We start from the raw sequence: 18,623 nt of genomic DNA on the forward strand, positions 1-18,623 counted from the left end.
TTAAATTCTAATATAAACGGATCGAATCCTAAAAGTCACTATCATTAAAAAGGACGGTGGAGTAAGTTACATGTTGCTAGGAATCCCACTTGATTGCACAGATGTTGTAAAAGGATCAGTAGATACAGCTACAGTATTTTACTTTGGTGACTTTTCATCTTTCGTTATTCAAGAAAATGCTGCGGGATTAGAAGTTGAGGTGATGCCAGAAAGGTATGCTCTTAGAAACGAAATTGGATTTAAGCTATACAACCTTCTTGATGGGAAGCTAATCTATTCAGAGGTAGAACCAACTGTGTATCGTTTGGAACTTAAAGTGGTTCAGCCGAGATACGTGTAAAAATAGGTCATAGGCTTACTTTTATTTCCATATTGCATTTATAGGGCTTATAAATACCGTTTTGTCTATTATGGGTACACCCTAATCATCCATCTACTAGCTACTGAAAATGAAAACACTTTGTTCCAACTGTATGATTAGGATGTATGATAATAAGTTGAAAAAAATAGGGAAATTCGTGATTACAAGTGTATTTAGAAATAAATGTATGACTAATACTCAAAATTACATGTATCTCGGCTGTACCCCTTAAATAATTAATTATGAAAAGCAACTTGTCGTATAAAATGGCACGTTGCTTTTTGTATTTGAAGGGAGTGAATAACATGGAAAAAAATACATTAAAAAACATATTCCACATGTATTGTTTTTACATCGTACGTTTTCAGGATGGCGCAGAACAACGTATAAGCCGAAATAAGCTAATTTACGAGAATCATATACTTTCCTATCACGAGAACTTCAGAGATTGTTTGGTGGAATTCTATGAGCTTAGAGACAACGAATCATTACATTCATTCTACCAATTTATAGTGGATGCTGTTAACTCTCTGAAAAAACAGGAAAGAATACTGATTTATGAGCGATATCTACATAAGAATCATTACAAGTCTAATAGAAAACACTATATGGCATTGGATATGAAGCCACACCAATATGACAAGTTGCTGCAATCAGCCAGTGGAAAGATAGTAGCACGTTTAGAAAAAATGTTTTTGCTAACAATAGCGATCTACTCGGACAATAAGTTTATTCCATTCTCAATTACAGAATTAGAGACTTACACGAATTTGAGTAGAGCTACGGTTACAAGACTTGTGAAAAAGTTAGAAGAAAAGGGATTTATCGAGGTTCAAAGGGATGGAACAGCAACAAATAATTACAAAGTAACATTGTAAAAATAGCCGACGTCGGCGAATTTAGCACAAAAAACAAAGAAAGAGCAGGAGATTGCGCCTCCTACTCTTTCAAATAAAATAATCCCTATGGAAAAGATGTATTTAGTATGGTAGCACAAAAAGAAGATAAATACTCAGAAAAAGCTATAAAAGAAAACATTGTAATGGAATTTGTTGGAGTTTGCTTAGATAAAGGGATGGAAGTAAATGAAAGTTTCGGATTACTAAACGAATTGATTACTCTTATTAAGCAAAAACAATTTGAAGAACATATATGGCAAGGATTAATAGATAAAGCGATAGCTGAAGCGAATAATAAAGAAGGTGCAACGCTATGAGTGAAGTGAACAACATGTTAGAAGAATTTGAGGTTTTATTACATAAACTTATAACCGCAGCACATAGTGGCTATGAACAAGTGATAAATCAATAAAATATGGTAAAAGAATGGCTAAAGAATAAAAAAGGCATGGTTATCCACGTCTTTTTTATGTAATAATAGATTTTTATATTTAGAAAGTGAGTGAGCATCATGACAAAACAACAATATACATATCAGGTTACTTTTTATTTATCTGACGGTAAAGAAATAAGTGGTAGAGTTACACGCGACGAGGATATAGGAACATGCCTAAACACATTACAGGATTTAATAAAAAATAGTAAAACGATATGTATTCCTAAAATCGGGACTGTAATACGAACGAAATACATTACTCATGTGAAGATAATAGAAGTTAAAAATGAAAACGATTGATACGTGAATTATTCTTCAAAAGGATATATCATTGCTATAGCGAATATTTTTCATGAGGTGATGGTGTTATGACAGATAAAACAGACAGCTCTCAATCCATATATGTCAGCAAAGATGTAGCGATTATGCTAAAAATTCAAGAGTCCACTTTGCGTAAGTACTGTATCATGCTCGAAGAACAAGGATACCATTTTCATAAGAATGAGCATGGCCATCGTGGATTTATGGATAACGATGTTATAACACTTCGAAAGTTAATTGAAATTAAGTCCCACCCTGATATGACATAAAAACAGGCTTGTAACGCAATCATGACATGGGTTAAGGAAAAGGGTATATAACGAGTTGAAAGAAATGATTCAACAGCAAAACGATATGTTACAACAGATGGGAGCTGATTTGCAAGCGAAAAAGATTAATTAAAATAATTCACCTATTCTCAAGTGGTGTTTAACTAATACAGGTGTTGAAACTGATCGGAACGGCAATATTGTACCGGTAAAAAATCAAGCTGCTAAGATGCGGATAGATGGAACGGCAAGTATGTTAGATGCGTATGTTGGATTATTTGAGCATCATGATGAATTTTTAAGAGCTTTATAAGAAGGGGAATTATAGTGGTCACAACTCAAAAAAAGGATAAAAAAATAACGATTTTAAAGGTTGAATATGGAAGAGATGAAATAGGACAACAAATTGAAATGAAAAGTCCGTAAAAAGTTGGCGAAAATATTTGGGCTTATTACAGACTAGCATCAGCTAATGAATTTTTAGGTGCAGCCGTAACAAATTACAAGGTAGAGGCTATTTTTAGAATTGGATGGAGAAATGATTTACATCCAAGTATGAGCATTATGTTTAGAGGTAAAGAATATGGTATAACTCGCATTGATGATTTTGAAGGTTATAAACAAGATTTAACAATTTACGCTTATGCACTTAATTAGGAGAAAGGCACATATCGTATTTGTTCCTAAGGAAGTCCTTGGATTTTAAAAGCTTTATATTTAAATATCCTTATACTTACAAGGTGAATACTGTTAAAATAAAATTGGAAGGGAGGTTTTTAGATTGAACAAAATGTATTTGGGTCTAACTTTTACCTCAGTAGGTATAATATTTTTAATGTTATCATTAACAGTGTCATTACCAACTGCATTATGGGCAGTTTCACTCGGAACAAGTATTGTAATGAACTTCGCGGGTACTGTTATTTTAATGCAGCTTATCAAAACAACAAAAGAGAGTATATGATTAAACAATATTATTGTTTAACATAGAAAAAGTGAACGAGTATGAAAAATATTCGTTCACTTTTTTATTCTTTATAAATATAGTTCATAATCCCCGTCAATACTGTTTGGATCTCCAAATGTTTCTTCGTATAGATTACCCGCTTTTGTAAAACCGTTTTTTAATGCAAAGCGGTAACCTTCTTCAGTTATAACTTCCTGTAATACTAAGCGTTTGAAGCCTTTTTCTTTCGCAAATGTCTTAAACCATTCAAGAACAATACTTCCTTTTCCTTGATTACTTGGGATAATGCTTATAGCGGCAATTGCCAAGTATGGATTGGGGAAAAACTCACTTCTAAGGTTAATAGTAACTTTAGATTCTTTAGAAGAAATATGTAAAGTATATTTAGAAAAACCTTCAATCATTTCTATTTCGTCTTGTATTATTTCTTCTAATAACAATTTTAAATTTTGAAAGTCCTGTAAATGAAGAGGAATCTTGGTTAATTTTTCTTTCAAAGCAATTAACTCCTTTTATTTTTATCAGAATAAATATCATTATATCTGAAAATGCAAGGATTGCGTGGAGAAATTAGCATTTGCTCAAGATTATTTATTTTTAAAAATTCCCCTTAGGTGGATAAAGGAACAATGAAAAGTTTTGAAGAAAAGAAGGGCTAATAATTATTAACTACAAATAAGATAAATGTACTATAAAACTACAGAGTTTTTTATTGTTTTTTTACACTTATCCATTTCTACACACGCCAGCTTTTTTTCTGCCCCAATCCTGCCCCATTTAGGGTGTTTCATTATTTTTTATGATTTGTTATATAATAAAAGAAGCCTTATATAATAAGACTTCTTAGTATGATCCCGGAGAGGCTCGAACTCACGACCTCCACCCTGTCAAGGTGGCGCTCTCCCTGCTGAGCTACGGGATCTTCAAAAATGCGTATGTAACAGCATTTTTAATCTTTATGCTAAAGCAATTATATATAATTAACTGAAAATTTACAATATTTTTATAGTAAGTTTTAAAAGGGAAATCATATGCAATTATGCGAGTAGTGTCTGAAGGGATAATGATGAGAAGAAGACTTAGTAGAATGTAGCGGTCATATTATTTAATGTATTTATCCAAAGGGTTTTCATCGCTTAAATCAACAAGTAAAGGACATAAGAATAATAAAGGTAGAGCGGCATTAGCATGATGAAAGGTGTCATTTGATAGATATTGCCTCCCAAAACAATACGGACAATCTTTTTCGAATGTCACGAGTATCAACCATACATCTTTTATTATCCACTTCGTTTTACAATACGTACAACGCGCCATAGAGTTCCTCCTCATTTTAAGGTTTCTTGTAGTATATTCCATTTCATTGTACGAAAGTCATTTGTATTTGGTGTGATAAAATGGAAGTTGTTTTATTTTTATGTGGATCTATTCAGTCATTTCTGATCAATTCCATATCATTTGATATTTTGGCAGGATGATAGATTTTCGGGTTTAATATGCAAATTGGCCAATATATCCTTTTTACAATTTACTTAAAATCATGTATAACAGAGAGATACAAGATTATTTTATAAATATTCAGAAGTAGAGGGAGAATTATTGTAATGGTAAGAAAAACGTTCAAGATGCGTGTATCTAGAAATAGAACGATTTCGATTAATGGCTCAATTCTTGATGTGGATGTTACACATGATGAGTTTTTACAAGAGTTTGTTGAGTGGGTCGATTCTAAAGGTTGGTCGTTTATGGGGATGACAGATGAGATTACGCCTGAAGAAGCTAGCCAAAAGTTAATAGATTCGTTGATTGATGAGAAGGATAAGAAAGAATAACTCCTTCTTATTTTTTATTGTATATTTATGTTCTTCATCGTAAAAATATGATATAGTAAAAAACAGTGAATATTCTTCCAATTTAATACAAATTACATATGGATTGGTAGATTCAGTTTTTAAACTGTGAGAGTATAGTGAAAAGGGAGAGTCATATGGTAAAATTTAAGAAAATTTTGGCTTTTATTACCGTTATTTGTTTATTTTTTTTGACACCTATGACGTTACGTGCGGAGACGAATGTTGGAGTGAATCCAGAACAAGTGGCACCACCACCTGCGGAAGGACCAAATGTTTTTAGTCAGTTTGCAACTACGATTGATGCAAAAACTGGAGATGTTTTGTATAACAAAAACGCACATCATCGTGCATTTCCGGCTAGTATGACGAAAGTGTTAACAGCGATTTTACTTATGGAGCATACGAAGCCAGAGGATCAATTTACGTTTTCGCAATTAGCATTAGATCAAGAGAAGAGTAATTATCAAATTGAATTTCAACCTGGTGAGACGATTAATAGAAATACTGCGCTTATGATTTTAATGGTGCTGAGTGCAAATGATGTGTCGTATGCGATTGCGGAGCGTATTGGCGGAAATGTTGAGAAGTTCGCTCATATGATGAATGAGAAAGCAAAGCAATTAGGGGCTACAGATAGTCACTTTGTAACGCCAAATGGATTGCATGATCCAAACCATTATACGACGCCGTATGATATGGCTATGATTACGAGAGGTGTACAAAAGTATCCTGAGATTTTACAAGCGATGAATACGAAAAGGACGACGGTTACGACATCTAGCCAGACGGTTTCTATTTTTAATAAGTCTACTTATTTTGAAAATCCATATAGCATTGGCGGGAAGACGGGTTTTACAAATGAAGCGCGTAATACACTCGTTCTATTAAATGAGAAGGATGGTAATCGCATTATAAATGTAGTAATGGCTTCCCAAAGACCTGAAATTTATGAAGATTTGAAGCAGATGGCGGATTATTCTTTTGGTCAATTTGTGAAGCAAACTGTATTAGATAAACATAGCTGGCATCAAAAGGCAACGTATTTAAATAAAGATATTGATAGCGAGCTTGAAAAAAGTGCAGAGCTTATGCTTAAGAAAGATGAAGGTAAAAATGTGAGGACGATTTTCCGTGCGGCTTCATTAGATAAAGATTCTTTGTATCATAAAGGAATTCATCGTGGTGAGGTAGTCGGTGCAGTTGACATCACGAAAAATAATCAAACAATTGCGACGATAAATGTTCTTTCAAAAGAAGATGTTACTTTTGCGATGCCTAAAAAAGATACGGCTACGCCTGAAGTAAATGAATCAAATGTGAAAATAATAAGCATTGGGATAGGTGCCGCTGTACTATTTGGAGCCATTTTATTTGTAGTGCTACGCCGAAATACAACAGGAATGAAATCAGAAGAAAAATAAATTACTAGTAAAAAGACTGTGAAGAGACTTTGTCACAGTCTTTTTTGTATATATAAAATAACTAATAATTGTAAATTTTCTTATTGCATTTACGAGTTGTTCGTTATATTATTTAGTTGTGTTCTTGTTAGAGAATTAATTGAGTATTATATACTCCAAATAATATAAAACAACGGAGAGGGAGAGAGACGATGAAATTAATTTGGAAAGTGATTAGCAACGTTATCTCGTTTGTTTTATTTACATTAATGGTTTTTCTAGCTTTTGTAGTTATTTCCTCAAAAGCGAGTGGCGGAGATCCAACAGTGCTGGGATATCAATTTAAATCAGTGCTATCAGGATCGATGGAACCGACATTTTTAACAGGATCAATCATTGCGATAGAACCGACGAAAGATGGTTCGAAATATCAAAAAGGTGATGTTATTACCTTTAAAGAGAAAGATGAAAAAATTATCACTCACCGTATTATCGGTGTGAAAGATACAAATGGAAAAGTAATGTATGAAACAAAAGGTGATAACAACAACGGTCCTGATTTAGAACCAGTACGTGCGGAGAATGTAATTGGGAAATATGCAGATATTACAGTTCCTTATGCAGGATATGCATTAAATTATGCTAGTTCAAAGGCTGGAGCTGCATTGCTTCTTATTATTCCAGGAGTCTTTTTATTAGGCTATTCTGCAATTTCTATTTTTGGTGCGATTCGCAGCATTGACGGAGAAAAGAAAGAGAAAAAAGTAGAACAATCCGTCTAGTTCGTTTAGTTATACTTTCCGTTTAGGAAGTTAACAAATATATAGATTAAGGGGATATGGACATGACTTTAAAGAAAAAATTAGGTATGGGTATCGCATCAGCAGTGTTAGGGGCAGCATTAGTTGGCGGAGGAACATTTGCATTTTTCAGTGATAAAGAAGTGTCAAACAATACATTTGCGGCTGGTACACTGGATTTAGCATTAAATCCATCAACAGTTGTTAATGTATCGAATTTAAAACCTGGTGATACAGTTGAAAAAGAATTTAAATTAGAAAATAAAGGTACATTAGATATTAAAAAAGTTCTATTAAAAACAGACTATAGTGTAGAAGATACGAAGAAAGATAATAAAGATGATTTTGGTAAACATATTAAAGTAACATTCTTAAAAAATGTAGATAAGCATGAGACGATTGTGAAACAAACTACATTAGATAAATTGAAGGGTGATACACTTACAGCAGTAGATAATGATTTAGCTGCTTGGTTTTGGGATGAAAAAGGTATTTCTGCAGGTAAATCTGATAAATTCAAGGTGAAATTTGAGTTCGTTGATAATAAAAAAGATCAAAATGAATTCCAGGGTGATAAGTTACAATTAACTTGGACGTTTGATGCACAACAAACAGAAGGTGAAACAAAATAATATGTAAAAGGGCTATCAAATGGATAGCCCTTTTTCTATTTTTCTAGTATATAGCTATCATTTTGTATCGTTCTTTATTATAATAAAAGTAACGTTCTGTATAGAGAACATCTTGTTCGATGGGAGAGATTAAGATGCTGAAAACACCTCACAAATTAAAAAAGATGCTTATATTGCCTTGTATGTGCTCCATTACGTTTTATTTAGGCTCTCAAATAATGACGTATACAGAAGCTGCATTTATTCATGAAACGAAAGTGGAAGCCGCTCTTTCTACAGCGATTATATTTCCAAAGACAGTTGATACGTTAAAAGAGGAAGCTGAGAAACATAAACAGTTTATTGAGCATCAGTATGGAGAAATGAAGGGGAAGTTGGCAGTAACTTCTATAGAAGAAATTGAACAGGCAATTGTAGTGTGGCAACAAGGACGTGAGAAAATTGCTTCTGAGGAGGAAGCGCTGCAAAATGTATATACTGCAATAGAAACTCCTTATAATCAAATACAAGAAGAATTAAAAGTGAATAAAAGTGAATCGATTCAACAAGTGGCCGTATATGTGAATGAAGGTTTTCTCAGTATAAAAGAGAAGCGAGATTATATCGTGAAAGAAGTTAGTTTGCAAGCTATTGATGAACAAATTCAGACTTTACAAAAACTATTAAAAGATGAAACAGTAAAGAAACAGAATGAAATAGAAGAACAGAAGAAAGTAGAAGAGCAGAAGAAAGTAGAAGAGCAGAAGAAAGTAGAAGAGCAGAAGAAAGTAGAAGAGCAGAAGAAGGTAGAAGAGCAGAAGAAAGTAGAAGAGCAGAAGAAGGTAGAAGAGCAGAAACAAGTAGAGACAGCTAAAAAACTTGAACAAGGAACTCATGAAAAGGCTACTACCACGGATCATAATGAGAAATCATCAGAATAAACTGACGATCGGTATAAAAAATGATGTATATGAGTGTGAGGGAGTATTTGCCCTCGCACTTATTGTATTTCTTAAAATATAAACATAAGAATTCAGAAAAAACGAAATAATATTGAGAAATAAAAATAATTGAAAATACTAATAAATATTTGTTGTATTTATAGAGTAATGTTCGTTATAATGAACTTAAGGTTTTTAAAAGAGAACGAACATTAGCTAAGCTAATATAGTTTTCTTTATATCTCTTATTGAAAAATAAGAGACAAAAATATAAAAAACAGCTAGGGGGAATTGATTGTGAGTCTGAAAAAGAAATTAGGTATGGGAGTTGCATCAGCAGCATTGGGGTTATCTTTAATTGGTGGAGGAACATTCGCTTACTTTAGCGATAAAGAAGTATCGAACAATACATTTGCAGCTGGGACGTTAGATCTTACATTAGACCCTAAAACGCTTGTAGATATTAAAGATTTAAAACCAGGGGATTCTATTAAGAAAGAGTTCTTATTAAAGAATAGCGGTTCATTAACAATTAAAGACGTTAAACTAGCGACAAAGTATACTGTAAAAGATGCAAAAGGTGATAATGCTGGTGAAGACTTTGGTAAGCACGTTAAAGTAAAATTCCTTTGGAACTGGGATAAACAAAGTGAGCCTGTATATGAAACAACTTTAGCTGATTTACAAAATGCTGATCCAGATCTTTTAGCGAAGGATATCTTTGCTCCTGAGTGGGGAGAAAAGGGTGGATTAGAAGCAGGCACAGAGGATTATCTGTGGGTACAATTTGAATTTGTAGATAATGGGAAAGAACAAAATATCTTCCAAGGTGATTCATTGAACTTAGAATGGACATTCAATGCTAACCAAGAAGCTGGAGAAGAAAAATAATAAAAAAGCGGGTATCCCCCGCTTTTTTTTATAAAGAAAAAAGAAGTGCGAATTGAAAGCACTTCTTTCTATTTATTATTTTTGATCTTGCTTCCATTTTGTAAATTCAAGAAATTCACGAAATTGTTCTTTGGAGACGCCGGAGCTCATCGCATCTTTAACGAGTTGTGTCCATTCGGAGTCTAAATGATTCTCCTTTGTTGTTTCATCATGAAGTAGAGTGTCAACTGGAATTTGTAGAACTGCTGCGATCTTTTCAAGAAACTGAATGGAAGGGTTTTTTTGTAAATTTCGTTCTATAGAACTAATGTAAGATTTAGCAACACCAGCTTTTTCGGCAAGTTCAGTTAATGAAATACCTTTTTGTAAGCGAAGGCGTTTTATACGTTCTCCAATCATATTTGCGCACCTTTCTATCAATATGTAGTCGTCTTATGATGTCATTATTATAACATAAACTTCGTTAAAAAGAACAAGCCTATTGAGCCTGACTGGATGGCTTCATACGTTGGAAAAAATGTTCGATATCTTGCAGGGCGATACCAGCGTCTAGAGCTTCAAGTATTAAATCAATCCATTCTTGGTCCAGTGCGTCAGTCTTATCTTTGTACAAATGTAATTCCTCCCTAATTATCGGTCATAATTGCTGCTACAGAATAGATGATAAGCAATCGTATTTTGTGTTTTATATAGTGAATTATCAAATATTTTGTAGATAAAACAAAGATAAAATCCCCATTAAATTCCCTCTATGGCGATTATAAAGTTTCTGACAAATATTTTCAATATTTTCAGAAAACATTGTTGAATTGTGATATATTCGTATGCTAACTATGGAATTTTTACAAATATGTTAAAAAAATTACATAATATAACTAAATATTGAAAAAATATTGAATTTTTAATAAAATTCAATTTGTAATACATATTTTTTATTAGGGGAGGAAATAAGGGATGAACAAGAAACCGTTCAAAGTTTTGTCATCAATCGCTTTGACAGCTGTGTTAGGTCTTTCATTCGGAGCGGGTGGCCAGTCTGCATATGCTGAAACACCTGTGAATAAGACAGCTACGAGTCCAGTCGATGATCATTTAATTCCAGAAGAACGTTTAGCAAATGCGCTAAAAAACCGTGGGGTAATTGATTCGAAGGCTTCAGAGACAGAAACAAAGAAAGCCGTCGAAAAATACGTAGAGAACAAAAAGGGTGAAAATCCTGGGAAAGAAGTATCAAATGGGGACCCACTTACGAAAGAAGCATCTGACTTTTTAAAGAAAGTGAAAGATGCGAAAGCTGATACGAAAGAAAAGTTAGACAAACCAGCAACAGGAACACCTGCAGCGACAGGCCCAGTTAAGGGTGGTCTAAATGGTAAAGTACCAACTTCTCCAGCAAAGGGAAAAGAATATAACGGTGAAGTTCGTAAAGATAAAGTACTCGTTTTACTTGTAGAGTACGCTGACTTTAAACATAACAATATTGATAAAGAACCTGGTTATATGTATACTGACGATTTTAACAAAGAACATTATGAAAAAATGTTATTCGGTAATGAGCCATTCGCATTAGAGGATGGCAGCAAAATCGAAACGTTTAAACAATATTACGAAGAGCAATCTGGCGGTAGTTATACAGTAGACGGAACAGTTACAAAATGGTTAACAGTTCCTGGTAAAGCTGCTGATTACGGTGCAGATGGTGCGACAGGTCATGATAATAAAGGGCCAAAAGGACCACGTGATTTAGTAAAAGATGCATTAAAAGCGGCTGTAGATAGCGGTATTGATTTATCAGAGTTTGACCAATTCGATCAATATGATGTAAATGGCGATGGAAATCAAAAACAACCGGACGGTTTAATCGATCACTTAATGATTATCCATGCGGGTGTTGGACAAGAAGCAGGTGGCGGTAAATTAGGTGACGATGCAATTTGGTCACATCGCTGGACTGTTGGACCAAAACCATTCCCAATTGAAGGCACACAAGCGAAAGTTCCATATTGGGGCGGAAAGATCGCAGCATTCGACTACACAATTGAACCAGAAGATGGCGCAGTTGGTGTATTCGCACATGAATATGGTCATGATTTAGGTCTTCCAGATGAGTATGATACAGACTATACTGGTGACGGTGAACCAATTCAAGCTTGGTCTGTTATGAGTGGCGGAAGCTGGGCTGGTAACATTGCAGGAACAACGCCAACGAGTTTCTCACCACAAAATAAAGAGTTTTTCCAAAAAACAATCGGTGGTAACTGGGCAAATATCGTAGAAGTAGATTACGAGAAATTAAATAAAGGTATAGGTCTAGCAACATATTTAGACCAAAGTGTTACGAAATCTAACCGCCCAGGTATGATTCGTGTTAACTTGCCAGATAAAGATATAAAAACAATTGCTCCAGCATTTGGTAAGCAGTATTACTACAGCACAAAAGGTGACAATCTTCACACAAAAATGGAGACGCCACTGTTCGATTTAACAAATGCAACGACTGCGAAATTTGATTTCAAGTCATTGTATGAAATTGAAGCAGAGTATGATTTTCTTGAAGTACATGCTGTAACAGAAGATGGTCAACAAACATTAATCGAAAAACTTGGTGAGAAAGCAAATAGTGGAAATGCACATTCAACAAATGGAAAATGGATTGATAAATCATACGATTTAAGCCAATTCAAAGGTAAGAAAGTAAAATTAACATTTGAGTACATTACAGACGGTGGTTTAGCATTAAACGGTTTCCTACTTGATAATGCATCACTAAATGTAGATGGTAAAGTAGTATTCTCTGATGATGCAGAAGGTACACCGCAGTTCAAATTAGATGGATTCGCCGTATCTAATGGAACAGAGAAGAAAAAACATAACTATTATGTAGAGTGGAGAAACTATGCTGGTTCGGATAACGCATTGAAATATGCTCGCGGTCCAGAATACAACACAGGTATGGTTGTATGGTATGCAGACTCAGCTTATACAGATAACTGGGTTGGTTTACATCCAGGACATGGTTTCCTTGGCGTAGTTGATTCTCATCCAGAAGCAATTGTTGGAACTTTAAATGGTAAACCAACAGTAGCAAGTAGTACACGATTCCAAATCGCTGATGCGGCTTTCTCATTTGATAAAACGCCAGCTTGGGAAGTTGTATCTCCAACGCGCGGAACGTATACGTATAATGGCTTAGCAGGCGTACCGAAGTTTGATGATTCGAAAACGTATATTAATAAACAGATTCCAGATGCAGGACGTATTTTACCGAATCTTGGCCTGAAGTTTGAAGTAGTAGGACAAGCTGATGATAATTCTGCAGGTGCTGTTCGTTTATATCGTTAATACAGTAAAACTACCGAAAGATTTTCTTTCGGTAGTTTTTTTGTGAGCAATGAATTTTATATGCAAGAAGAAATTATATATAATGTAACTTTACGAATAGAAATTTATTATATATGAAGTCTATATAAATAATGAAAGAATTGGATAAAAATAGTGGGAGAAGGTGAATGAATGAGTGTTTCTTCTATTGTAAATAAACAAAAGGCATATTTTTATAATGGTCATACGAGAAGTGTAGAAGTGAGAAAGAATAATTTGAAGAAGCTTTATAAAGGCATTCAGCGCTTTGAAGAAGAAATATTTCAGGCATTGAAATTAGATTTAAATAAGTCAGTTCATGAGTCGTTTACAACGGAAGTTGGATATGTATTAAAAGAAATTTCCTTTCAATTGAAGCATATTTCATCGTGGAGTAAACCGAAGCGGGTTCGAACAGCACTCACTCACTTTGGATCAAAGGGGAAAGTAGTGCCTGAACCGTACGGTGTGACACTTATTATTGCACCGTGGAACTATCCGTTTCAATTAGCAATTGCACCTCTTGTAGGAGCGTTGGCGGCTGGAAATACAATTGTTTTAAAGCCGTCAGAGCTAACGCCAAACGTTTCCAAAGTGCTTACGAGGATGTTAGAGGAATTATTCCAAGAAGAGCTTGTAGCGGTAGTAGAAGGCGGTGTAGAAAAGAGTACGGAATTGTTAAAGGAACCGTTTGATTATATTTTCTTCACAGGTAGTGTAGGTGTTGGAAAAGTTGTGATGGAAGCAGCAGCGAAACGGTTGACGCCACTCACGTTAGAACTTGGGGGAAAAAGCCCATGTATTGTACATAAAGATGCAAAAATAGATGTAACAGCAAGACGAATTGTTTGGGGGAAGTTTTTAAATGCAGGGCAAACGTGTGTAGCGCCTGATTATATGTATGTGCATGCTTCGGTGAAAGAACAGTTAATCGAGGCATTACGACACGAAATTGCGGAGCAGTATGGAAAAGATCCACTAAACAATGACAATTATGTACGAATTGTGACTGAACGTCATTTTGAACGTTTATGTTCATTTTTGAAAGATGGTAAAACGGTAATCGGCGGGAACTATAAAAAAGAAACTTTACATATAGAACCAACAGTGTTAACGAATGTTACATGGCAAAGTACTGTTATGGAAGAAGAAATTTTTGGTCCGATTTTACCAATTGTAGAATACGACAACATAGAAGAGGTAATTGGCACAATTCAGCAACATCCGAAGCCGTTAGCGTTATATGTATTTTCTGAAGATAAAGAAGTACAAAAGAAAGTGACAAGTAATATTTCATATGGCGGAGGCTGTATTAATGATGTTGTCTATCATCTTGCAACGCCATATTTACCTTTTGGTGGTGTTGGAAGTAGTGGATTAGGTAGTTATCATGGGGAAGAAAGTTTTCGGACTTTTTCACATTATAAAAGCATTTTAGCCCAATCTACGGCATTCGATATGAAAATTCGTTACTCTTCTACAAAAAGTGCTTTAAAATTCATACGAAAGTTGTTAAAATGATGATGGTGTTTATCAGTAGGCGTAGCCGTATGATAATAGCCCCTTCGTAATGGAAGGGGTTTTTCTGTTCGACATATGTATCATGCAAAAATGAATCAAACATACTACATAAAGAATAGAAGAGAACGCTAAACAACCATTTTTGTTTGGATCGAAACAAAAAATAGTCTATAGAACATAAATATTTATTCATGAATATAAAAATTAAAATTTAAGGTAGATAGGACGGGAAAATGAAAAAGATTATTAAAGTTGAAGCAGTAGAAAAACATTTTGGAAATCAAGTGATTATCCCACCTCTTTCTTTAGACATTAAAGAAGGGGAATTTTTAACGATTTTAGGGCCGAGTGGTTGCGGGAAAACAACGTTACTTCGCATGATCGCAGGCTTTGAAACGCCAACTAAAGGGAATCTTTTATTAGATGATGAAAAGATTAACGATTTGCCACCATATAAGCGTCATATGAACTTAGTGTTCCAACATTATGCGCTATTCCCACATATGAATGTGGAGAAAAATATTTGTTTCGGTATGAAAATGCAGAAAGTACCGGCAGCAGAGCAGAAAGAGCGTGCTGAAGAGGCAATGCGTTTAACGCAGTTACTTGAGTTCCGTAATCGTAAACCTGCAAAGCTTTCTGGTGGACAGCAGCAGCGTGTAGCAATTGCGAGAGCGATTGTAAATAACCCGCGTGTATTATTACTAGATGAGCCACTTGGGGCGTTAGACTTTAAGTTAAGAAAAGATTTGCAACGTGAATTGAAAAACTTACAACGTAATTTAGGAATTACATTCATATACGTAACGCACGATCAAGAAGAAGCGATGAGCATGAGTGATCGTATTGTCGTTATGAATAAAGGACATATTGAGCAAATTGGAACGCCGAAAGAAATTTACAATAAGCCGAAAACAATGTTCGTTGCGACATTTATCGGTGAAAATAATATTGTGAAAAACGGGGAAGGCTATGTAGCAATTCGCCCTGAAAACGTAAAAGTACGTTCGGTTGAAGAGCCGATTTTAAAAGAATACCATCTTGGACATATTGAAGACGTTGAGTTTGTTGGAAATATGGAAAAGCTGTATGTACGTGACGAGAAAACATCAGAATTACTAATGGCATATCAAACTGCTGAAGAAGCAGCGCAGTGGAGCATTGGAGATAATGTATACGTAGGCTGGGAGCAAGAGGACGAGGTGACCTTAAATTGAAAAAAGGGAAATTACTCGCACTACCGACAGTCGCGTGGCTGTTAATCTTCTTCCTAATTCCCCTTCTGTTTGTATTGGCATTTGCCTTTATGCAGCGCGGAGCATACGGAACAGTGGAAATGCAATTTACGTTAGAGAATATAGCTCGTGTGTTTGATCCACTATACATGGGAACGTTATGGGAAACTGTTAAGATTGCAGTTATTACAACAGTAATCTGTTTAGTAATTGGTTATCCATTTGCTTATACAATTACAATTGTTGATCGCAAATACCGTTCAATTCTTTTATTATTGGCAACGATCCCGTTTTGGATTAACTTCCTTGTTCGTTCATACGCATGGATTGTTATTTTACGTTCACAAGGTCTTGTAAACACATTGCTATTGAAACTAGGTATTATAAGTGAACCTTTAAATTTACTATATAACACACCTTCTGTAATACTCGGAATGGTCTATTCTTTATTACCATTTATGATTTTACCGGTGTATGCAGCGATTGAGCAGCTTGATAAGCGTAAGCTAGAAGCAGCTTATGATTTAGGAGCAACACCAGCAAAGGCATTTTGGAATGTAACAGTACCAATGACGATGTCAGGGATTGCTACTGGTTCTATTTTAGTGTTTGTTTCTTCTATCGGAATGTTTGTTGTATCAGACGTTATGGGTGGATCGAAAGTAGCGTTAATCGGAAACGTAATTCAAAATCAATTCTTAGGAGCGCGTGACTGGCCGTTTGGATCTGCGTTATCTATGATTGTTGTTCTATTCTCTGTTCTGTTAATTTACTTATATTATCGTGCAACGAAAGTATATAAATATGATGGGAACGGAGGGGAATAGGCAAAGATGAAGAAGTTTTTAGTTTCTTATTCTTGGTTAATTTTATTGTTCTTGTATTTTCCAATGATGGTTTTAATGGTATATTCCTTCAATGATTCTCGCATTAATGCGGAATGGGAAGGTTTTACATTCCATTGGTATACAGATTTATTTCAAAAGCAAGATGTTATTGATGCGTTTGTAAATAGTATGACGATTGCGATCGTAACGACGGTTGTAACGACAGTTCTTGGTGTGATTTTCGCGATTGCGTTACATCGTTATAAATATCGTTATGAAGGGGCTATTAACGGTCTTGTGTATTTACCAATTTTAATTCCTGATATTTTAATGGGATTATCTTTACTTATCTTATTTAGTCAATTAGGTATGGAACTTGGCAAAATAACAATTATTATTGCGCACATTACATTTAGTATTTCATTTGTTGTCGTTATTTTAGCAGCACGTCTTTCTGGTATGGGACGTGATTTAGAAGAGGCTGCGAATGATTTAGGAGCAACGCCGTGGCAAACGTTTCGTTATGTAACGTTCCCAGCAATTGCACCAGGAGTTATTTCAGCCGCATTATTAACATTCACATTATCAATTGATGATTTTGTAATTAGTTTCTTCGTATCAGGACCAGGATCAACAACATTGCCATTATACATTTACAGTATGGTTAAGCGCGGAGTATCACCAGAAATTAATGCACTTTCTACAATTTTAATTGTAGCTATCGTAGGATTAATGGTTCTATCTGAAATCTTCCGTAACAAAGGTGCAGATGGTGAAGAAAACTCTGGAGGACACCTTCCTTTATAATACGAACGATATAGAAAGTACGAGGAGGTAATAAATCGATGAAATTAATAAAAAGATTAGCCGGCGCAGCAATTAGCTTTAGCCTTGTTGCTGGTGTACTTGCTGGTTGTGGTGAAAAGAAAGAAGAGTTAAACATTTATAGCTGGGCTGACAATTTTGATGAGCAAGTGCTAAGAGATTTTGAAAAGAAATATAACGTGAAAATTAACTATGATAAGTATGCAAGTAATGAAGAAATGCTTGCGAAATTACAAGCAGGTGGCGCGAAGTATGATTTAATTCAGCCGTCTGATTACATGGTTAAAACAATGGCGAAAATGGATTTATTAGCGCCGTTAGACAAAAAGAATATCCCGAATATCGAAAATATGGTTTCTAACTTCAAAACACCGGCGTTTGATCCAGAGAATAAATATTCTTTAGTATATACTTGGGGCGTAACAGGTATTGCATACAATAAAAAGTATGTGAAAGAAGCCCCTACAAGCTGGACTGACCTATGGAATGAGAAATATAAAGGGCATGTAACTTTATTAAATGATTCTCGTGAAGTATTAGGTATGGGTCTTAAGAAGCATGGATTCTCAAACAGCACGAAAGACGATACACAGTTAAAGACAGCAGCAGATGATTTAAAGAAGCTGCTTCCAAACTTATTAGCATTTGATACAGATAATATTAAACAAAAATTCATTACAGAAGATGCTTGGATCGGAACAGTTTGGTCTGGAGATGCAGCATTTATCGCAAAAGATAATAAAGATGTAGAGTACGTTGTACCAAAGGAAGGCGGCACAATTTGGGCTGATACGTTAGCAATTCCAAAAGGTGCGAAAAACAAAGAGCTTGCAGAGAAGTTTATGAACTACTTATTAGATGAAAAAGTAAGTGTGAAAAACTACGAGTCAATTGGATACAGTAATCCTAATGAAAAAGCTCATCCTCTTCATAGTAAAGAATATCGTGATAATCATATGATCTTCTTAACGAAAGAAGAATTAGATCGTACAGAATGGCTTGTTGATGTAGACGATAAGCTAAAAGACTATGATCGTTACTGGACAGAGTTAAAAACAAAAGGTAAATAAGTAAGGAAATGCGGTTTCTAAAATAGAAATCGCATT

The 18,623-nt window shown here is 34.8% G+C and carries 23 protein-coding genes and 1 tRNA gene; 19 read left to right on the forward strand and 5 right to left on the reverse strand.

What is annotated here, in order from left to right:
* The first annotated feature begins 43 nt into the window (after nucleotides 1–43).
* From QCI41_RS24715 to QCI41_RS24745, 7 genes are all read left to right on the forward strand, one after another.
* Nucleotides 44–340, forward strand: coding sequence for a phage major capsid protein (locus QCI41_RS24715; protein WP_353839249.1), 297 nt, complete (start codon nucleotides 44–46; stop codon nucleotides 338–340).
* A 326-nt stretch (nucleotides 341–666) separates the two neighbouring features.
* Nucleotides 667–1,239: a MarR family transcriptional regulator gene (locus tag QCI41_RS24720; protein ID WP_353836415.1), complete on the forward strand. Its 573-nt coding sequence runs from the start codon at nucleotides 667–669 to the stop codon at nucleotides 1,237–1,239.
* A 107-nt stretch (nucleotides 1,240–1,346) separates the two neighbouring features.
* Nucleotides 1,347–1,577, forward strand: a complete 231-nt coding sequence (locus QCI41_RS24725) for a hypothetical protein (RefSeq protein WP_353836414.1) — start codon at nucleotides 1,347–1,349, stop codon at nucleotides 1,575–1,577.
* 194 nt (nucleotides 1,578–1,771) lie between these two features.
* Nucleotides 1,772–1,996, forward strand: a complete 225-nt coding sequence (locus QCI41_RS24730) for a hypothetical protein (protein ID WP_002165814.1) — start codon at nucleotides 1,772–1,774, stop codon at nucleotides 1,994–1,996.
* 68 nt (nucleotides 1,997–2,064) lie between these two features.
* Entirely contained in the window at nucleotides 2,065–2,286 is a 222-nt protein-coding gene (locus tag QCI41_RS24735) for a MerR family transcriptional regulator (RefSeq protein WP_002165813.1), read from the forward strand.
* 441 nt (nucleotides 2,287–2,727) lie between these two features.
* Nucleotides 2,728–2,943, forward strand: a complete 216-nt coding sequence (locus QCI41_RS24740; RefSeq protein ID WP_328027010.1) for a phage head closure protein — start codon at nucleotides 2,728–2,730, stop codon at nucleotides 2,941–2,943.
* Between the two features lie 124 nt (nucleotides 2,944–3,067).
* Nucleotides 3,068–3,250, forward strand: coding sequence for a hypothetical protein (locus QCI41_RS24745; protein ID WP_353838892.1), 183 nt, complete (start codon nucleotides 3,068–3,070; stop codon nucleotides 3,248–3,250).
* A 71-nt stretch (nucleotides 3,251–3,321) separates the two neighbouring features.
* On the opposite strand, the gene QCI41_RS24750 is transcribed toward QCI41_RS24745, so the two are convergent.
* The 3 genes from QCI41_RS24750 to QCI41_RS24760 all read right to left on the reverse strand — a co-directional run bounded on the left by QCI41_RS24750 (nucleotide 3,322) and on the right by QCI41_RS24760 (nucleotide 4,570).
* A complete protein-coding gene (locus tag QCI41_RS24750) occupies nucleotides 3,322–3,750 on the reverse strand; it encodes a GNAT family N-acetyltransferase (RefSeq protein WP_256486727.1) in 429 nt (142 codons plus the stop codon).
* 352 nt (nucleotides 3,751–4,102) lie between these two features.
* Nucleotides 4,103–4,175 (reverse strand) — tRNA-Val (locus QCI41_RS24755).
* A 179-nt stretch (nucleotides 4,176–4,354) separates the two neighbouring features.
* Complete coding sequence (locus tag QCI41_RS24760) at nucleotides 4,355–4,570, reverse strand: hypothetical protein (protein WP_353836413.1); 216 nt, start codon at nucleotides 4,568–4,570, stop codon at nucleotides 4,355–4,357.
* A 287-nt stretch (nucleotides 4,571–4,857) separates the two neighbouring features.
* Between QCI41_RS24760 and QCI41_RS24765 the strand changes: the two genes are divergently transcribed.
* The 6 genes from QCI41_RS24765 to calY all read left to right on the forward strand — a co-directional run bounded on the left by QCI41_RS24765 (nucleotide 4,858) and on the right by calY (nucleotide 9,749).
* Nucleotides 4,858–5,085, forward strand: a complete 228-nt coding sequence (locus QCI41_RS24765) for a hypothetical protein (protein ID WP_000251864.1) — start codon at nucleotides 4,858–4,860, stop codon at nucleotides 5,083–5,085.
* Nucleotides 5,086–5,240: 155 nt separating this feature from the next.
* The gene (locus QCI41_RS24770; protein WP_097916423.1) at nucleotides 5,241–6,527 is read left to right on the forward strand and encodes a D-alanyl-D-alanine carboxypeptidase family protein; all 1,287 of its coding nucleotides are present in this window, start codon (nucleotides 5,241–5,243) and stop codon (nucleotides 6,525–6,527) included.
* A gap of 191 nt (nucleotides 6,528–6,718) precedes the next feature.
* A complete protein-coding gene (gene sipW / locus QCI41_RS24775) occupies nucleotides 6,719–7,288 on the forward strand; it encodes a signal peptidase I SipW (RefSeq protein WP_353836412.1) in 570 nt (189 codons plus the stop codon).
* Nucleotides 7,289–7,350: 62 nt separating this feature from the next.
* Nucleotides 7,351–7,938: a CalY family protein gene (locus QCI41_RS24780; RefSeq protein ID WP_048545061.1), complete on the forward strand. Its 588-nt coding sequence runs from the start codon at nucleotides 7,351–7,353 to the stop codon at nucleotides 7,936–7,938.
* A 134-nt stretch (nucleotides 7,939–8,072) separates the two neighbouring features.
* Entirely contained in the window at nucleotides 8,073–8,858 is a 786-nt protein-coding gene (locus QCI41_RS24785; RefSeq protein ID WP_353836411.1) for a DUF4047 domain-containing protein, read from the forward strand.
* 297 nt (nucleotides 8,859–9,155) lie between these two features.
* Nucleotides 9,156–9,749 (forward strand): biofilm matrix protein CalY, encoded by a 594-nt coding sequence (gene calY / locus QCI41_RS24790; protein WP_000053728.1) that lies wholly within the window; start codon nucleotides 9,156–9,158, stop codon nucleotides 9,747–9,749.
* Nucleotides 9,750–9,824: 75 nt separating this feature from the next.
* Here calY and QCI41_RS24795 read toward each other — a convergent pair whose 3' ends face one another.
* Together QCI41_RS24795 and QCI41_RS24800 are read right to left on the reverse strand one after the other, a co-directional pair.
* Nucleotides 9,825–10,148, reverse strand: a complete 324-nt coding sequence (locus tag QCI41_RS24795) for a helix-turn-helix domain-containing protein (protein WP_000578882.1) — start codon at nucleotides 10,146–10,148, stop codon at nucleotides 9,825–9,827.
* A 79-nt stretch (nucleotides 10,149–10,227) separates the two neighbouring features.
* Entirely contained in the window at nucleotides 10,228–10,362 is a 135-nt protein-coding gene (locus tag QCI41_RS24800) for an anti-repressor SinI family protein (protein WP_000276217.1), read from the reverse strand.
* 341 nt (nucleotides 10,363–10,703) lie between these two features.
* On the opposite strand from QCI41_RS24800, the gene inhA1 reads away from it, so the two are divergent.
* The 6 genes from inhA1 to potD all read left to right on the forward strand — a co-directional run bounded on the left by inhA1 (nucleotide 10,704) and on the right by potD (nucleotide 18,587).
* Nucleotides 10,704–13,091, forward strand: coding sequence for a M6 family metalloprotease immune inhibitor InhA1 (gene inhA1, locus QCI41_RS24805; protein WP_353836410.1), 2,388 nt, complete (start codon nucleotides 10,704–10,706; stop codon nucleotides 13,089–13,091).
* 171 nt (nucleotides 13,092–13,262) lie between these two features.
* Nucleotides 13,263–14,630: an aldehyde dehydrogenase gene (locus tag QCI41_RS24810; RefSeq protein ID WP_353836409.1), complete on the forward strand. Its 1,368-nt coding sequence runs from the start codon at nucleotides 13,263–13,265 to the stop codon at nucleotides 14,628–14,630.
* A 233-nt stretch (nucleotides 14,631–14,863) separates the two neighbouring features.
* Entirely contained in the window at nucleotides 14,864–15,847 is a 984-nt protein-coding gene (gene potA, locus QCI41_RS24815; RefSeq protein ID WP_000720323.1) for a spermidine/putrescine ABC transporter ATP-binding protein PotA, read from the forward strand.
* Nucleotides 15,844–16,692 (forward strand): spermidine/putrescine ABC transporter permease PotB, encoded by an 849-nt coding sequence (gene potB, locus QCI41_RS24820; protein ID WP_000715495.1) that lies wholly within the window; start codon nucleotides 15,844–15,846, stop codon nucleotides 16,690–16,692. Before potA ends, potB begins: the two co-directional genes overlap by 4 nt.
* A gap of 6 nt (nucleotides 16,693–16,698) precedes the next feature.
* Nucleotides 16,699–17,499 carry a spermidine/putrescine ABC transporter permease PotC gene (gene potC, locus QCI41_RS24825; protein ID WP_046958247.1) on the forward strand — a complete coding sequence of 267 codons (801 nt, stop codon included), beginning with the start codon at nucleotides 16,699–16,701 and terminating at the stop codon, nucleotides 17,497–17,499.
* Between the two features lie 38 nt (nucleotides 17,500–17,537).
* Nucleotides 17,538–18,587: a spermidine/putrescine ABC transporter substrate-binding protein PotD gene (gene potD, locus QCI41_RS24830; RefSeq protein WP_353836408.1), complete on the forward strand. Its 1,050-nt coding sequence runs from the start codon at nucleotides 17,538–17,540 to the stop codon at nucleotides 18,585–18,587.
* Nucleotides 18,588–18,623: the final 36 nt, after the last annotated feature.

Origin of the sequence: Bacillus cereus group sp. MG4, from assembly GCF_040460055.1 — a bacterium.
GTDB classification, from domain to species: domain Bacteria; phylum Bacillota; class Bacilli; order Bacillales; family Bacillaceae_G; genus Bacillus_A; species Bacillus_A wiedmannii.

Excerpts from the sequence above, each read along its gene's own strand:
- QCI41_RS24720 (WP_353836415.1), top strand. The coding sequence starts at position 667 with ATGGAAAAAAATACATTAAAAAACATATTCCACATGTATTGTTTTTAC.
- QCI41_RS24810 (WP_353836409.1), top strand. The coding sequence starts at position 13,263 with ATGAGTGTTTCTTCTATTGTAAATAAACAAAAGGCATATTTTTATAAT.
- potA (WP_000720323.1), top strand. The coding sequence starts at position 14,864 with ATGAAAAAGATTATTAAAGTTGAAGCAGTAGAAAAACATTTTGGAAAT.
- potD (WP_353836408.1), top strand. The coding sequence starts at position 17,538 with ATGAAATTAATAAAAAGATTAGCCGGCGCAGCAATTAGCTTTAGCCTT.
- QCI41_RS24725 (WP_353836414.1), top strand. The coding sequence starts at position 1,347 with ATGGTAGCACAAAAAGAAGATAAATACTCAGAAAAAGCTATAAAAGAA.
- QCI41_RS24730 (WP_002165814.1), top strand. The coding sequence starts at position 1,772 with ATGACAAAACAACAATATACATATCAGGTTACTTTTTATTTATCTGAC.
- QCI41_RS24770 (WP_097916423.1), top strand. The coding sequence starts at position 5,241 with ATGGTAAAATTTAAGAAAATTTTGGCTTTTATTACCGTTATTTGTTTA.
- sipW (WP_353836412.1), top strand. The coding sequence starts at position 6,719 with ATGAAATTAATTTGGAAAGTGATTAGCAACGTTATCTCGTTTGTTTTA.
- QCI41_RS24735 (WP_002165813.1), top strand. The coding sequence starts at position 2,065 with ATGACAGATAAAACAGACAGCTCTCAATCCATATATGTCAGCAAAGAT.
- QCI41_RS24785 (WP_353836411.1), top strand. The coding sequence starts at position 8,073 with ATGCTGAAAACACCTCACAAATTAAAAAAGATGCTTATATTGCCTTGT.
- inhA1 (WP_353836410.1), top strand. The coding sequence starts at position 10,704 with ATGAACAAGAAACCGTTCAAAGTTTTGTCATCAATCGCTTTGACAGCT.
- QCI41_RS24765 (WP_000251864.1), top strand. The coding sequence starts at position 4,858 with ATGGTAAGAAAAACGTTCAAGATGCGTGTATCTAGAAATAGAACGATT.
- QCI41_RS24795 (WP_000578882.1), bottom strand. The coding sequence starts at position 10,148 with ATGATTGGAGAACGTATAAAACGCCTTCGCTTACAAAAAGGTATTTCA.
- QCI41_RS24760 (WP_353836413.1), bottom strand. The coding sequence starts at position 4,570 with ATGGCGCGTTGTACGTATTGTAAAACGAAGTGGATAATAAAAGATGTA.
- potC (WP_046958247.1), top strand. The coding sequence starts at position 16,699 with ATGAAGAAGTTTTTAGTTTCTTATTCTTGGTTAATTTTATTGTTCTTG.
- QCI41_RS24780 (WP_048545061.1), top strand. The coding sequence starts at position 7,351 with ATGACTTTAAAGAAAAAATTAGGTATGGGTATCGCATCAGCAGTGTTA.